The following is a 14,895-nucleotide window of genomic DNA, read 5'->3' as shown; positions in this document are numbered from 1 at the left end:
TTCAGGGGCCGGAGTATCGCTTGGTGCCCTGCTCTCTCAACAAGTCCCCCACGAATGCACTTACGTGAACTTCAAAGCCTCTCAGATCGAGGAAGTCGAGCACCGCATCGACCTCAAGAGATTCGAGATGGATGCTGAAGTGGCTGATGGCCAAGTGGTATTCCAGGATGATCTTGTGTCCCCATGGAAGCTCGAAGAACCATAGCTCCACCGGGCCGGGGGCATCCCAGTCGGCCGGATGGTCCGAGTGCTTTTCGCCGAATCGCGTCACGAACGCTTCGTACGGCATCTTGACGCTGATCACGGGCTCGCCGACTCCGATGTCGGCCAGATCGATCTGGCGCAAGTGGCCCTGCATCGTCACGCCGGCCGCTCCTGGCTCGTCATCCGCTCGTACAGGGTCGCACGCGAAATGCCGAGCAGCCGCGAGGTCGCCAGCTTGTTCCCGCCGGTCGATGCCAACGCTGCGGCAATGGCCTTGCGCTCCAACTCCGCGACCTGCTGCGCCAGGGGCCGCAACAGGGCCGCTTCTTCATCGGCATCGGGCGCGTTCAACGAGGTATCCGGCAGCTCGATCTGCTCCAGCCCCGCTTCGCGCAGGATGCGTTCGAGCTGCGCGGCGTCGATGCGTTGCGAATCGCTGCGCATCGTCACCTGCTCCAGCACGTTGCGCAGCTCGCGGATGTTGCCGCGCCAGTGCTGGCCGGCGAGCAGCGCGAGCGCGTCGGGCGTGAGTTCGGGCGGCGCCTCGCCGCTGCGCAGGGCCATGTCTTCGCCCAGCGCTTCGACCAGCGCCGGAATGTCGGTACGCCGTTCGCGCAACGGCGGCACGCGCAGCGGCAGCACGTTGAGGCGGTAATAAAGGTCTTCGCGAAACAGGCCGCGGCGCACCAGCTCCGGCAGGTCGCGCGAGGTGGCGGCGATCACGCGGGCATCGAAGGGCACGAGCTTGTTGGAGCCGAGCGGCTCGATCTCGCCTTCTTGCAGCGCGCGCAGCAGCTTGGCCTGCAGGCCGAGCGGCATGTCCCCGATTTCGTCGAGGAACAGGCTGCCGCCATCGGCGAGCTTGAACTTGCCTTCGCGGCCTTTGCGGTCCGCTCCGGTGAAGGCGCCGGGTGCGAAGCCGAAGAACTCGGCCTCCAGCAAGGTGTCGGGCACGGCCGCGATGTTGACGCTGACGAACTGGCCCTTGGCACGCGCGGACGACGCATGAATGGCATGCGCCAGCAGTTCCTTGCCGGTGCCGGTCTCGCCCAGCAGCAGCACCGGGCTGGCCGATTGCGCGGCCCGGCGCGCATGGCGCTTGACCTCCACCGCCGCCGGGCTGCTGCCGATGAAGCTCGCGAAGGTGTACTTGGAACGGCGCTGCCCGTCGGCATGCTGGTAGAGCGGGTTGTTGCGCTGGCTGGCCAGCTCGCGCCGCGCATCGTCGAGGTCGCGCTGCAGCAGCGCGAACTTGCTGATGAGCGGCTGCAGCGTGGTCTCGGGCTGGTCGAACAGCACGATGCCGATGGCGCCGATCACCTCGCCCATGCCGCCTTCGCCGCCCCCGCGCTCCTCGCGCAGCGGGATGCGGCTCACGACGAAGGTGCCGGCCTTGTTGGTCAGCAGGTCGATCAATATCGGCTCGCCGGTTTCGAGCACGCGCCGCATCTGGGTGTTGGGGATCACGTCCTCGACCATGTGGCCCATGAACTGGTCGATGGACGAAAAGCCCAGCGCCGGAAGAAAGCGCCGGTAGCTTTCGTTGACCCACACGATGCGCCCGCTGCTGTCCACCAGGAACATGCCCTGGCTGATGCTGGAAAACAAATGAAACATCGAGCGCGCGGCAAGCGCGAGGATGCCCTCTGCATCGAGGGGCAAGGCGGGCGGTGCGGCGACTGTGGGGGCGGCTGGCATGCGCGGATCGTAGCGCGCCCTCACACAGGGAAAACCGGGCACTGCCGGCGTTCATGAAATGCTCAGGTTGCAAGCCTTGCAACAAAGCCTTCATAAAGCCTTAAGTTAATCAATCGTTTGATTTCCCGCGTGGTGTAATGCCGCCCATGAATGCGAGAGCCACCATCACCCAGGCCCCGCGCCGCGCACCGCGCAGCGACGGCGCCGAGGCACGCCACCGGCTGCTCCACACCGCGCTGCGGCTGTTCGCGCAAAAGGGCTTTGCCAAGACGTCCACGCGCGAGATCGCCCGCGAGGCCGAGGTCAACATCTCGGCCATCAGCTACTACTTCGGCGACAAGGAGGGGCTTTACTCCGCCACCTTCAACGAGCCGATGGGCGGCGATTCGAGCGATCTCGTGGCCGCCTGCAACGTGCCCGGCCAGTCGCTCGAAACCACGCTGCGCATCTGCATGTCGTCCATGATCGACCCGCTCAAGCAGGGCGAGATCGTGCGGCAATGCATCCAGCTGCACATGCGCGAGATGCTGGAGCCCTCCAGCCGCTGGGCCGCAGAGCTCGAACAGGACATCAAGGGCCCGCACCGCGCCATTGCCGACCTGCTGTGCCGCCACCTGAAGGTGGACCGGGCCGACGACGACATCCACCGCCTGACCTTCGCCATCACCGGCCTGTCGATGCAGCTCTACGTGAGCCAGGACTTCATCGAGGCGATCCGCCCTTCGCTGCTTCGCACGGCGCGCGGCGTCGACACCTGGGCCGACCGCCTGACGGGCTATGCGCTGGCACTGGTACAGGCCGAAGAGGCACGCCGCCGCACCGCGGCCGCCGCCAGCATTCCGGCTCCCGCACCTGCTGCGAGAAAGAAGAAATGAGAAGACTCCGACTGATCGCCACCCTCTGCCTGCCGGTCGGGCTGGGCCTGGGCCTTTCGGGCTGCGCCCTGACGCGCCCGCCCGCGCAGGTCGAGGCGCCCGTGCCCGCGCAATGGCACGCCCCCCTGCCCCACGGCGGCTCGCTCGCCTCGCTGGCCGACTGGTGGCGCCAGCTCAACGATCCGCTGCTGGTCGAGCTGATCGCCGCGGCCGAAGCCGTCAGCCCCAATGTCGCAAGCGCCGCGGCGCGCGTGGCCGAAGCGCGCTCGACCCGCGTGCAGGCCGGTGCCGCGCTGCTGCCGAGCCTGGACGGCACGGCGTCGGCCAGCCGCGGCGTCTCGGGCTCGGCGCTCGGCGCGGGCGGCGCCGGCAGCACCACGAGCAGCAGCAGCGTGGCCGTGGCGCCGCTCACCACGCTGCAGGCCGGCCTGCAATCCAAGTGGGAGATCGACCTGTTCGGCCGCCTGCGCGCCGACCGCGACGCCGCCGAGGCCAAGCAGAACAGCGCCGACGCCAAGTGGCACGACGCGCGCGTGTCGGTGGCGGCCGAAACGGCCAATGCCTATTTCGCCGAGCGCGCCTGCCAGGAGCAGCTGCGCGTGGCGCAGGCCGACGCGCATTCGCGCGCCGAGACTTCGCGGCTGACCGAGCTGTCGGCGCGCGCCGGCTTCACCTCGCCGGCCGATGCGGCGCTGGCGCGTGCCAGCGCTTCGGATGCGTCGGGCCGGCTCATCCAGCAGCGCGCGCAGTGCGCGGTGCAGCGCAAGGCGCTGGTGGCGCTCAGCGGCATCGACGAAACCGCACTCGAGCAAAAGCTCGCGGCCTCGCCCGCGCAGCGCGTGCTGCCGGTCGTGGGCAGCATCGCCAGCGTGCCGGCGCAAGCCATCTCGCAGCGGCCCGACGTGTACGCGGCCGAGCTCGGCGTGGCATCGGCCAGCGCCGACGTGGGCTCCGCCGAGGCCGAGCGCTACCCTAAGCTCACGCTGTCGGGCTCCATCGGCCGCCTGCAGTACCGCACCGACGGCTTCAGGCAGTCGCTCGACACCTGGACCATCGGCCCGCTGTCGCTCAGCGTGCCGCTGCTCGACGGCGGTTCGCGCATTGCCAACAGCGAGGCGGCCAAGGCGCGCTACGCCGAGGCCGTGTCGACCTACCGTGCGAGCGTGCGGCAGGCGGTGCGCGAGGTGGAAGAAGCCCTCGTCAACCTCGACGCCACCGCCGCCCGCACCACCGACGCCGACAGCGCGGTGCAGAACTACCAGGCCTCGTTCAATGCCACGCAGGCCCGCTACAGCAGTGGCCTGGCCAGCCTGTTCGAGCTGGAGGATTCGCGCCGCACGCTGTACGCCGCGCAGACCGCGCGCGTCTCGCTGCAACGCGAGCGCACCGAAGCCTGGGTTGCGCTCTACCGCTCGATGGGCGGCGGCTGGAGCCGCCCCGAATCGTCCCCCATGACCCTCACACCGGCCGCCAAGGTTGCGAAGTCGCCATGAAAAGAATGAAACGCTCCACTCTCGTCATCGCGCTGCTGGCGCTGCTCGTCGTCGGCGGCGCGGCCACGTGGATGTCGCGCAAGCCCGCCGACAAGGCCGCCGAATCCGCCACGGCGGACAACAAGGCCAAGGACGGCGCCCATCCGCCCAAGCCGGCCCTGACCGTCACCGTGGCGAAGCCCGAAGCCACCGAACTGCAGCTCACGCTCGCGGCCAACGGCAACGTGGCCGCCTGGCAAGAGGCCGTGGTCGGCTCCGAATCCAACGGGCTCAAGCTGGCCGAAGTGCGGGTGAACGTGGGCGACGTGGTCAAGAAGGGCCAGGTGCTCGCGGTCTTCTCGCCCGAGACAGTGCAGGCCGACATCGCGCAGTCGCGCGCCTCGCTGGCGGAAGCCCGCGCCACCGCCGCCGACGCCGCCGGCAACGCCGCGCGCGCCCGCACGCTGGAAGCCACCGGCGCACTGAGCCAGCAGCAGATCAACCAATACCAGACCACCGAACAGACCGCCAAGGCGCGCGTCGAGGCGGCCGAAGCGGTGCTGGCCGCGCAGCAGGTGCGCGGGCGCAACACGCAGGTGCTGGCACCCGACGACGGCGTGATCTCGGCGCGCACCGCCACGGTGGGCAGCGTGGTCTCGGCGGGCACGGAGCTGTTCCGCCTGATCCGCCAGGGCCGGCTCGAATGGCGCGCCGAAGTCACCTCGGCCGAACTCGGCCGCATCTCGGTGGGCACGCCGGCCTTCGTGGTCAGCGCCGCCGGCGCGCAGGTGCGCGGCACCGTGCGCAGCATCGCGCCCACGGTCGATCCGCAGACGCGCGCGGCGCTGGTCTATGTCGACCTGCCGAACGTGCTGCAGAACACCGGCGTCAAGGCCGGCATGTTCGCGCGCGGCGACTTCGAACTCGGCCGCAGCTCGGCGCCCACGGTGCCGCAAAGCGCCATCGTGCCGCGCGACGGCTTCAACAACGTGTTCCTGCTGCGCCCCGACAACCACGTGTCGCAGCTGAAGGTACAGATCGGCCGCCGCCTGAACGACCGCATCGAGATCACCAGCGCACTGCCCGACGGCGCGCAGGTCGTGGTGCAGGGCGCGGGCTTCCTGAACGACGGCGACCTGGTGCGCGTGGTCGACGCGCCCGCCGCCGGGGTACGGCCCGCCAAGGCTGCCGCATCCGCCGCCGCGGCCAATGCAGCCAAGTAAGACAACAAGGACTCGCCCATGAACGTTTCCGCCTGGTCCATACGCAACCCGATTCCGGCGGTGATGCTGTTCGTGCTGCTCACCTTCGGTGGGCTGCTGTCGTTCAACGCGATGAAGGTGCAGAACTTTCCGGACATCGACCTGCCGACCGTGACGGTCTCGGCGTCGCTGCCCGGTGCCGCGCCTTCGCAGCTCGAAACCGACGTCGCGCGCAAGCTCGAGAACTCCATCGCCACCGTGCAGGGCCTCAAGCACATCACCACCAAGGTGCAGGACGGCGCCGCCACGCTGATCGTCGAATTCCGTCTCGAAAAGCCGGTGCAGGAGGCCGTGGACGACGTGCGCTCCGCCGTGCAGCGCGTGCGCGCCGACCTGCCGGCCGACGTGCGCGACCCCGTTGTCACCAAGCTCGACTTCGCGGCGCAGCCGGTGCTGGCATTCACCATCGCGTCGTCGCGCATGGACGACGAGGCGCTGAGCTGGTTCGTCGACAACGACGTCACCAAGAAGCTGCTCGCGCTGCCCGGCGTGGGCGCGGTGAACCGCGTCGGCGGCGTCACGCGCCAGGTGCACGTCGACCTCGACCCGGCCAAGCTGCAGGCGCTGGGCGCCTCGGCGGCCGACATCTCGCGCCAGCTGCGCCAGGTGCAGACCGAAAGCGCGGGTGGCCGCTTCGACCTGGGCGGCAGCGAGCAGCCGGTTCGCACCATGGCCACGGTGCAGTCGGCCGACCAGCTCGCCGACATGCAGATCGCGCTGAGCGACGGCCGCCGCGTTCGGCTCGACCAGGTGGCGCGCATCAGCGACACCATCGCCGAGCCGCGCGCCGCCGCGCTGCTCAACGGCAAACCGGTGGTCGGCTTCGAGGTGGCCCGCAGCCGCGGCGCCAGCGAGGTGGAAGTGGGCCACGCGGTGCAGAAGGCGCTGGCCGACCTGCGCGCGCAGCGGCCCGACGTGGAGCTGACCGAGGCCTTCAACTTCGTCGACCCGGTGGAAGAGGAATACAACGGCTCGCTGCACCTGCTGTACGAAGGCGCCATCCTGGCGGTGATCGTGGTGTGGCTGTTTCTGCGCGACTGGCGCGCCACCTTCGTCTCGGCGATTGCGCTGCCGATGTCGGCGATTCCGGCCTTCATCGGCATGTACCTGCTGGGCTTCTCGGTCAACGTGATCTCGCTGCTGGCGCTCTCGCTGGTGGTGGGCATATTGGTGGACGACGCCATCGTGGAGGTCGAGAACATCGTGCGCCACCTGCGCATGGGCAAGACGCCCTACCAGGCGGCCATGGAAGCGGCCGACGAGATCGGCCTGGCCGTGATCGCCACCACCTTCACGCTGATCGCGGTGTTCCTGCCCACCGCCTTCATGAGCGGCGTGGCCGGCAAGTTCTTCAAGCAGTTCGGATGGACCGCGTCGCTCGCGGTGTTCGCATCATTGGTGGTGGCACGGGTGCTCACGCCGATGATGGCGGCCTACATCCTCAAGCCCATCGTCACGCAGGAAACCGAGCCCGGCTGGCTGCGCTGGTACATGCGTGCAGTGACGTGGAGCACCCACAACCGCTTCAAGACGATGGTGCTGGCCACCCTCTTCTTCTTCGGTTCGCTGGCCATGATCCCGCTGCTCAAGACCGGCTTCATTCCGCCGGACGACAACTCGCAGACGCAGGTGTACCTGTCGCTCGCGCCCGGCTCCACGCTGGCGCAGACCACTGCCGCGGCGGAAGAAACGCGCAACCGGGTCATGAAGCTCGACCACGTGAAGAGCGTCTACACCACGGTGGCGGGCGGCAGCGCGGGCGGCGACCCGTTCGCGAACTTCGGCACGCCCGAGACGCGCAAGGCCACGCTCACCATCAAGCTCGATCCGCGCGGCGACCGGCCGCGCAAGCAGGTGATCGAAAACCAGATCCGCGCCGCGCTCGAAACGCTGCCCGGCGTGCGCAGCACCGTGGGCCTCGGCGGCTCGGGCGAAAAGTACATCCTGGCGCTGACCGGCGAAGACCCGCTGGCGCTGGCCGCTGCCGCCAGCGCGGTCGAGAAAGACCTGCGCACCATCCCCGGCCTGGGCAACGTCACCTCGACCGCCAGCCTGATCCGGCCCGAGATCGCGGTGCGCCCCGACTTCGCGCGCGCCGCCGACCTGGGCGTGACCAGCTCCGCCATCGCCGAGACGCTGCGCGTGGCCACGCTGGGCGACTACGACCAGGCGCTGGCCAAGCTCAACCTCGCGCAGCGGCAGGTGCCCATCGTGGTCAAGCTGCAAGACTCGGCGCGGCAAGACCTCGACCTGCTCGGCCGGCTCTCGGTGCCCGGCGCGCGCGGCCCGGTGATGCTGAGCCAGGTGGCTTCGCTCACCATGGAAGGCGGCCCGGCGGTGATCGACCGCTACGACCGCTCGCGCAACGTCAACTTCGAGATCGAACTGTCGGGCGTGGGCCTGGGCGACGCCAAGACCGCGGTGGCGGCGCTGCCCTCGATCCAGAAGCTGCCGCCCGGCGTGCGCGTGGCCGAAGTGGGCGACGCCGAAGTGATGACCGAACTGTTCAACAGCTTCGGCCTGGCGATGCTGACCGGCGTGCTGTGCATCTACATCGTGCTGGTGCTTCTGTTCAAGGACTTCCTGCACCCGGTGACCATCCTGTGCGCGCTGCCGCTCGCGCTGGGCGGAGCCTTCGTGGGCCTGCTGATCGGGCAGAAGGCGCTGTCGATGCCCTCGCTGATCGGCCTGATCATGCTGATGGGCATCGCGACGAAGAACTCGATCTTGCTGGTGGAGTACGCCATCGTGGCGCGCCGCGACCACGGCATGAACCGCTGGGACGCGCTGCGCGACGCCTGCCACAAACGGGCGCGGCCGATCATCATGACCACGCTCGCCATGGGCGCCGGCATGCTGCCGATCGCCGTGGGCTTCGGCTCCGCCGATTCGAGCTTCCGCTCGCCGATGGCCATGGCAGTGATCGGCGGGCTGATCACCTCGACGGTGCTGAGCCTGCTGGTGGTGCCGGCCGTGTTCACCTACGTGGACGACATCGAGCACTGGCTGCGGCGCACCGTGCGCAAGCTGCGCGGGCAGCCGGCCGATCCACACATCGACGACGACCTGGTCGAAACGCCTCAGCACTGATGAGGGGACTCGCGCTCGCACTCGAGCAGCGCGAATCCGGGTAAAGGAGCTTCGTTGCGCCGCCGTCGATTAATGCAACATAATTGCATTAATTGACGACACCTCATCATGACCGCGCGACTACCCGACATTGCCCTGACCGAAGCCTCCCCCATGCCCCTGCCGCTCGATGGAGTCGGCATGCGGGGTATCGAACTGCCAGTCTGGCCCGACGATCCCGGCGTGCGCCACCCGGTCCATGCGCGCGCCGACGTCGAAGTCGACCTGCCTGACCCACAGGTCAAAGGCATCCACATGTCGCGCCTGTACCGCCTGCTGTGCGACAGCGCCGAAAGCCAGAAGCTGGGCGCGCCCTCGCTCCAAAAACTGCTGCGGGCGATGGTCGAGAGCCACGCCGACTGCGGCTCGGCACGTGCGCGCCTCGTGCTGTCGTTCGAGCTCCTGTGCAAGCGCCCCGCGCTCGTCACGCCGGGGCTTCACGGCTGGAACGCCTATCCGGTGCGGCTGGAGGCCCTCTGGCGTAACGGAAGCTTCACGCTCGACGCGCAGGTCCGCGTCACCTACGCCTCCACCTGCCCCTGCTCGGCCGCGCTGTCCCGGCAACTGATCGCGGAGGCTTTCGATGCACAGTTCGCCACGCACAAGACCGTGGCGACAGCGGATGCCCTGACCTGGCTGCAAGACAACGCGACCCTGGCAACGCCGCACAGCCAGCGAAGCATTGCCGACATCCGGGTCCGCCTGCCGCACGATGCGCCCGACCTGGGCCTGCTGCGGTTCATCGACCTTGCGGAAGCCGCGCTCGGCACGCCGGCACAAGCGGCCGTGAAACGTGCCGACGAACAGGCCTTCGCTCGGCTGAACGGCCAGAACCTCATGTACGTCGAGGACGCGGCGCGCAGGCTGCAGGCGGCGCTCGCCGGGTCTTTCGCGGTCACGCGCATCGACGTGCGCCACCTGGAGAGCCTGCATCCGCACGATGCCTTCGCGCGGGTTTCCAACGCATCCGCCGGGGAGGTGTCTGCATGATCCGCCGCAACCCACGAGGCGACCTGCCCCAGGTCCATGCGAGCGCCTTTGTCGACCCCACCGCCATCCTGTGCGGCCGCGTGGTGGTCCACGAGAACGTCTTCATCGGCCCATACGCGGTGATCCGCGCCGACGAGGTCGACGAGGACGGCCACATGGACCCGATCGTGATCGGCGCGCATTCGAACATCCAGGACGGCGTGGTCATCCACTCCAAGTCCGGCGCCGCCGTGACCATCGGCGAGCGGACCTCGATCGCGCACCGCGCCATCGTGCATGGCCCCTGCACCGTGGGCGACGGCGTCTTCATCGGATTCAACAGCGTGCTCTTCAACTGCACCGTCGCGCGCGGCTGCGTGGTGCGGCACAACGCGGTGCTCGACGACTGCCATCTGCCGCCGGATTTCTACGTCCCGTCGACCGAGCGCATCGGCGCGAAGACCGATCTTTCAACCATCCCCAAGGTCACCGCGAGGGCTTCCGAGTTCTCGGAGGACGTGGCGCGCACCAACAACCGCCTGGTCGAGGGCTACAAGCGAATCCAGAATGAGTTCTGAGCGCGAACGCTTCTGCGGCGCGGGAGAAGAACGCCGCGCCATGCCCCTCGATGCGCAGCAACGCCTGCGCCTGCGCACGCGTCACGCCGAATTGCTGGTTCGTGGCGGCACGGTCCTCACGCCCAACGGCGCGGAGACGACCGACATCGCCTGCGTGGACGGCCGCATCGCGGCGCTCGACGCCACCGGCTGGAGCGCCGATGAAACGCTCGATGCACGGGGCCTGCACGTGCTTCCGGGCGTGATCGACAGCCAGGTCCATTTCCGCGAGCCGGGCCTCACGCACAAGGAAACCATCGAAGCGGGCACGCGCGGCGCCGTGCTCGGTGGCGTCACCGCCGTGTTCGAGATGCCGAACACGCATCCGCTGACGCTGCACGAAGCCGACCTGAACGCCAAGCTCGCCATTGCACAGGCGCAAGCCTGGTGCGACCACGCCTTCTACATCGGCGGTTCCGGCGTCAACGCCGAGCAGTTGGCGTCGCTCGAAATGCTGCCGGGCTGCGCCGGCGTCAAGGTCTTCATGGGCAGCTCGTTCGGCGACCTGCTGGCCGATGAAGACGCGGTGCTGCGCCGCATCCTGCGCCACGGCCACCGGCGCATGGCGGTGCATGCCGAGGACGAGGCGCGCCTTCGCGAGCGCAGGAGCATCGCCGAGACCCTGGGCCATGTGCGCAACCACCCGGTCTGGCGCGATATCGAAAGCGCGCTGCGCGCCACCCGGCGCATCGTGGCGCTGGCGCGGGAAAGCGGCCGACGCCTTCATCTGCTGCACATCTCGTCGGCCGAAGAGATCGAGTTTCTCGCGCAGCACAAGGCGCGCGTGACCGTCGAGGTGCTGCCGCACCATCTGACGCTGAGCGCGCCCGAGTGCTATGAACGCCTGGGCACGTTGGCGCAGATGAATCCGCCGATCCGCCGCGCACGCCACCAGGAGGCGCTCTGGCAAGCGGTCCGCAATGGCGTGGTCGACGTGCTCGGCAGCGATCACGCATCCCACACGCGCGAGGAAAAAGCACTGCCCTATCCGCGCTCGCCCAGCGGCATGACGGGTGTGCAGACACTGCTGCCGGTGATGCTCGATCACGTGCACCACGGCCGCCTGAGCTTGCAGCGGCTGGCGGACCTGACCAGCGCGGGGCCGGCCCGCGTCTTCGGCATCGAGGGAAAAGGACGCATCGCGGTGGGCTTCGACGCGGACCTCACGCTGGTCGACCTCGCGGCGCGCCGGGAAATCACGAACCGGTGGATCGCCAGCGTGGTGGGCTGGACGCCGTACGACGGGCTGCGGGTGACCGGCTGGCCGATGGCCACCGTCGTGCGCGGCAGGGTCGTGATGCGCGATGGCGAGTTGTCCGCCGCGCCGGCGGGGCGCCCCGTGCGGTTCCTGGGGCAAGCGATGCCGATGCAGCCCTCTCCGCATCCAGGCGACAGCCGGTGAACACACCGATTCGATCCATCCATTGGCCCGAAAAACTCTGGCGTCGAAAAAGCAAAAAGGGCGCGATGCCTTTCCGCGTCGCGCCCTTCGTTCCGGAAGCTGCCGTCGTCAGGTGGAAGCCGCGAGCCTCGCCACCTTGCGTTCGCTCATGCGCTTGGCCACGCGGGGCAGCACCAGCACAGCCACCACGATGACGACCAGCGTGATCGACATCGGCCGCTGGAAGAACACCGCCGCGCTGCCTTCGCCGATCGACATGGCGTTGCGCAGTTGCGCTTCGGCCAGCGGGCCGAGGATCATGCCGACCACCACGGGCGCGGTCGGGAAGTCGAAGCGCCGCATCACCACGCCCAGCAGGCCGATGGCATACAGCAGGAACAGGTCGAACGCGCTCTGGCGCATGCCGTAGGCACCCACCGTCGCGAAGATCAGGATGCCGGCGTACAGCTGCGGCTTCGGAATCTTCAGCAGCTTGACCCACAGGCCGACCATCGGCAGGTTCAGCACCAGCAGCATGACGTTGCCGATGTAGAGCGAGGCGATCAGCGCCCACACCAGCGCGGCCGAGGTGGTGAACAGTTGCGGGCCCGGCTGGATGCCGTAGTTCTGGAACGCGCCCAGCAGGATGGCCGTGGTGTTCGACGTCGGAATGCCCAGCGTGAGCAGCGGAATCAGCGCGGCCGTCACCGTGGCGTTGTTGGCGGCCTCGGGGCCGGCCACGCCTTCGATGGCGCCCTTGGTGCCGAACTCGGCCTTGTCCTCGGGGTCTTTCACGAGCTTCTTTTCCATCGCATAGCTCAGGAAGGTCGGGATCTCGGTGCCGCCGGCCGGGATGCAGCCGAACGGCGTGCCGATGGCGGTGCCGCGCAGCCATGCGGGAATCGAGCGCTTCCAGTCGCGCTTGGTCATGTGCACGCGGCTCAGCTTGTTCTGGCCCTCGACCACCCGGCCCTCGTAGAGCACGGCGTAGAGCACTTCGGCCACGGCAAACAAGCCGACCGCGACCAGCACGATCTCGATGCCGTCGAGCAGCTCGGGCACGCCGCCCGTGTAGCGGCCCTGGCCCGAGATCTGGTCGAGGCCGACGCAACCGGCCGCCAGGCCGACGAACAGCGCCGTCATGCCGCGCAGCGTGCTCTTGCCGAGCACCGCGCTCACCGTGGTGAAGGCCAGCAGCATCAAGAGGAAATATTCAGGCGGGCCGAGCTTGACCGCGAACTCGGCCACGAACGGCGCGAACAGCGTGACGATGACGGTGGCGATGGTGCCGGCCACGAAGGAGCCGATGGCGGACGTGGCAAGCGCTGCGCCCGCCCTTCCGCTCTTGGCCATCTTGTTGCCCTCCATCGCGGTCACCATGCTGGCGGTTTCGCCGGGCGTGTTCAGCAGGATCGAGGTGGTCGAGCCGCCGTACATGGCGCCGTAGTAGATGCCCGAGAAGAAGATCATCGAGGCCGTGATGTCGACCTTGCCGGTGATGGGCAGCAGCATCGCCACGGCCACCGCCGGGCCGATGCCGGGCAACACCCCGACGGCGGTGCCCAGGGCACAGCCCACGAGGCACCAGAGCAGATTGATCGGGGTGATCGCCGTGGCGAAGCCCGCCATGAGTGCGTTGAAGATGTCCATGTCAGAACCAGCCGGAGGAAGTCAGGCCCGGCAGGTTGATCGCCAGGAATTGCGTGAATGTCCAGAACACGGGCGCGGAGATCAGCGCGCCGGCGATGAAGTCGGTCAGCCAGGTGCGCGGCGCGTTCGCGCCCGTCTGCCCGCTGGCGCGGCGCAGCCCCTGCACCGCGAGCACATAGCACAGCGTGCAGCTGAGGATGAAGCCCAGGGTGGTGATGAGCGCGGCATTGAGCAGCAGCCCCGCCGAGACCCAGATGAAGCCGGGCCAGTAGGCATGCGCGGCGCCCGAAGGCGCATCGAGCTCGCGAAAGCCGCCGGTGCGCGCTTCCCACAGGATCCATGCGCCGCAGAGCATGAGCACGCCCGACACCAGCCAGGGCAGGAAGTTGGGACCGACGCCGCCGTAGCCGGCCTCGGAAGAAATGCCGATGGCGCCGAAGGCCAGCGCCAGGCCGGTCAGCAGCACGCCGGCGCCGACCAGGGTTTGCGGCCACGTGACCGCGGGTTGCGGCAAGGCCGAGGAATCTGGAGTTGTCATTTTTTGCTCCCGGAGTCAGGGGAAGGTGATCCCCCTCGGGAAACACCGAGGAACCGGCTTTGCCGGGCCTCAGGTGTTGCCCCCGGTAGGGGGTTGGCGAAGCGACACGAAGTGCGCGCAGCCTGGGGGCGAGCCCAATTCAAACCATGCCGGACTTGGTCATGATGGCGCGCAGGCTGGCGAAGTCGTCGTCGACGAACTTGGCGAAGGCGTCGCCCGACAGCACGGCCGGCGTCCAGTCGTTCTTCTTGAGCGACTCGGCCCACGACGCGCTCTTCATGGCGGCCAGCACCATGTCGGTCAGCGCCTTGCGCTGCTCGGCCGAGATGCCGGGCGCACCGTACACGCCGCGCCAGTTGCCGATCTCGACGTCGATGCCCTGCTCTTTCAGGGTCGGCACGTTGATGCCCGGCAGGCGCTGGCCGGAGGTGACGGCAATGGCCTTCATCTTGCCGGCGGCGATGTATTCGGCGAATTCGCTGTAGCCGCTGCCGCCGATGGTGACGTTGCCACCCAGGATGGCGGCCGTGGCTTCACCGCCGCCACGGAAGGCCACGTAGTTGATCTTGGACGGATCGGCGCCGACCTTCTGCGCGATCATGGCCGCGGCGATGTGCTCGGTGGCACCGCGCGAACCGCCGCCCCACTTGACGCTGCCCGGATCTTTCTTGAGCTGGTCGATCACGTCCTTCATGGTCTTGAAAGGCGAGTTGGATGGCAGCACGAACACGTTGTATTCGGTGGTCAGGCGCGCGATGGGCGTGGCCTGCTCGAGCTTGACCGGCGGCTTGCCGGTGATGATGCCGCCCAGCATGACCGAGCCCATCACCATGAGCGCGTTGGCGTCGCCCTTGGAACCGTTCACGAACTGGGCCAGGCCCAGCGCGCCGGCGGCGCCGCCCTTGTTGTCATAAGTGACGGTGTCGGCCACCTTGGCGTCGTTCAGCGCCTTGCCCAGCGCGCGGCCGGTGGTGTCCCAGCCGCCGCCCGGGTTGGCGGGAATCATCATCTTGACGTTGGCGGCGGCCCGGGCCGACAGCGGCAGCGCCCCGGCGGCGGCCAGTGCGGCCAATGACTTCAAAAAGGTGTCGCGACGCATT

The 14,895-nt window shown here is 68.5% G+C and carries 12 protein-coding genes; 7 read left to right on the top strand and 5 right to left on the bottom strand.

What is annotated here, in order from left to right; translation table 11 throughout:
- Position 1 precedes the first annotated feature (1 nt).
- Together ACGLHS_RS13325 and ACGLHS_RS13320 are read right to left on the bottom strand one after the other, a co-directional pair.
- Complete coding sequence (locus tag ACGLHS_RS13325; RefSeq protein WP_394480312.1) at positions 2 to 364, bottom strand: hypothetical protein; 363 nt, start codon at positions 362 to 364, stop codon at positions 2 to 4.
- Positions 361 to 1,902: a sigma-54 interaction domain-containing protein gene (locus ACGLHS_RS13320; RefSeq protein WP_394480310.1), complete on the bottom strand. Its 1,542-nt coding sequence runs from the start codon at positions 1,900 to 1,902 to the stop codon at positions 361 to 363. Before ACGLHS_RS13320 ends, ACGLHS_RS13325 begins: the two co-directional genes overlap by 4 nt.
- 137 nt (positions 1,903 to 2,039) lie before the next feature.
- Between ACGLHS_RS13320 and ACGLHS_RS13315 the strand changes: the two genes are divergently transcribed.
- The 7 genes from ACGLHS_RS13315 to ACGLHS_RS13285 all read left to right on the top strand — a co-directional run bounded on the left by ACGLHS_RS13315 (position 2,040) and on the right by ACGLHS_RS13285 (position 11,628).
- A complete protein-coding gene (locus ACGLHS_RS13315; RefSeq protein ID WP_394480308.1) occupies positions 2,040 to 2,777 on the top strand; it encodes a CerR family C-terminal domain-containing protein in 738 nt (245 codons plus the stop codon).
- On the top strand, positions 2,774 to 4,270 hold the full coding sequence (locus ACGLHS_RS13310) for an efflux transporter outer membrane subunit (RefSeq protein ID WP_394480306.1): 1,497 nt from the start codon (positions 2,774 to 2,776) through the stop codon (positions 4,268 to 4,270). Before ACGLHS_RS13315 ends, ACGLHS_RS13310 begins: the two co-directional genes overlap by 4 nt.
- Positions 4,267 to 5,472, top strand: coding sequence for an efflux RND transporter periplasmic adaptor subunit (locus tag ACGLHS_RS13305; RefSeq protein WP_394480304.1), 1,206 nt, complete (start codon positions 4,267 to 4,269; stop codon positions 5,470 to 5,472). Before ACGLHS_RS13310 ends, ACGLHS_RS13305 begins: the two co-directional genes overlap by 4 nt.
- Positions 5,473 to 5,490: 18 nt before the next feature.
- A complete protein-coding gene (locus ACGLHS_RS13300; RefSeq protein WP_093241492.1) occupies positions 5,491 to 8,601 on the top strand; it encodes an efflux RND transporter permease subunit in 3,111 nt (1,036 codons plus the stop codon).
- Positions 8,602 to 8,709: 108 nt separating this feature from the next.
- Entirely contained in the window at positions 8,710 to 9,630 is a 921-nt protein-coding gene (gene folE2 / locus ACGLHS_RS13295) for a GTP cyclohydrolase FolE2 (protein WP_394480301.1), read from the top strand.
- Positions 9,627 to 10,187 (top strand): carbonate dehydratase, encoded by a 561-nt coding sequence (locus ACGLHS_RS13290; protein WP_093241497.1) that lies wholly within the window; start codon positions 9,627 to 9,629, stop codon positions 10,185 to 10,187. The genes folE2 and ACGLHS_RS13290 overlap by 4 nt, the downstream gene beginning before the upstream one ends.
- Before the next feature lie 40 nt (positions 10,188 to 10,227).
- On the top strand, positions 10,228 to 11,628 hold the full coding sequence (locus ACGLHS_RS13285) for a dihydroorotase (RefSeq protein ID WP_394481440.1): 1,401 nt from the start codon (positions 10,228 to 10,230) through the stop codon (positions 11,626 to 11,628).
- Between the two features lie 108 nt (positions 11,629 to 11,736).
- Here the strand turns inward: ACGLHS_RS13285 and ACGLHS_RS13280 are convergent, their stop codons facing one another.
- The 3 genes from ACGLHS_RS13280 to ACGLHS_RS13270 form a co-directional block, all read right to left on the bottom strand.
- Positions 11,737 to 13,257 carry a tripartite tricarboxylate transporter permease gene (locus ACGLHS_RS13280; RefSeq protein ID WP_093241502.1) on the bottom strand — a complete coding sequence of 507 codons (1,521 nt, stop codon included), beginning with the start codon at positions 13,255 to 13,257 and terminating at the stop codon, positions 11,737 to 11,739.
- Position 13,258: 1 nt separating this feature from the next.
- The gene (locus ACGLHS_RS13275; RefSeq protein WP_394480298.1) at positions 13,259 to 13,795 is read right to left on the bottom strand and encodes a tripartite tricarboxylate transporter TctB family protein; all 537 of its coding nucleotides are present in this window, start codon (positions 13,793 to 13,795) and stop codon (positions 13,259 to 13,261) included.
- A 139-nt stretch (positions 13,796 to 13,934) separates the two neighbouring features.
- Positions 13,935 to 14,894, bottom strand: a complete 960-nt coding sequence (locus ACGLHS_RS13270; protein WP_093241507.1) for a tripartite tricarboxylate transporter substrate binding protein — start codon at positions 14,892 to 14,894, stop codon at positions 13,935 to 13,937.
- Position 14,895 lies beyond the last annotated feature (1 nt).

This window comes from Variovorax sp. VaC1, assembly GCF_043658315.1.
Classification (GTDB): Bacteria; Pseudomonadota; Gammaproteobacteria; order Burkholderiales; family Burkholderiaceae_C; genus Variovorax.
Note: the sequence above shows the minus strand (reverse complement) of the source record. Positions and strands in the feature narration are given on the sequence as shown.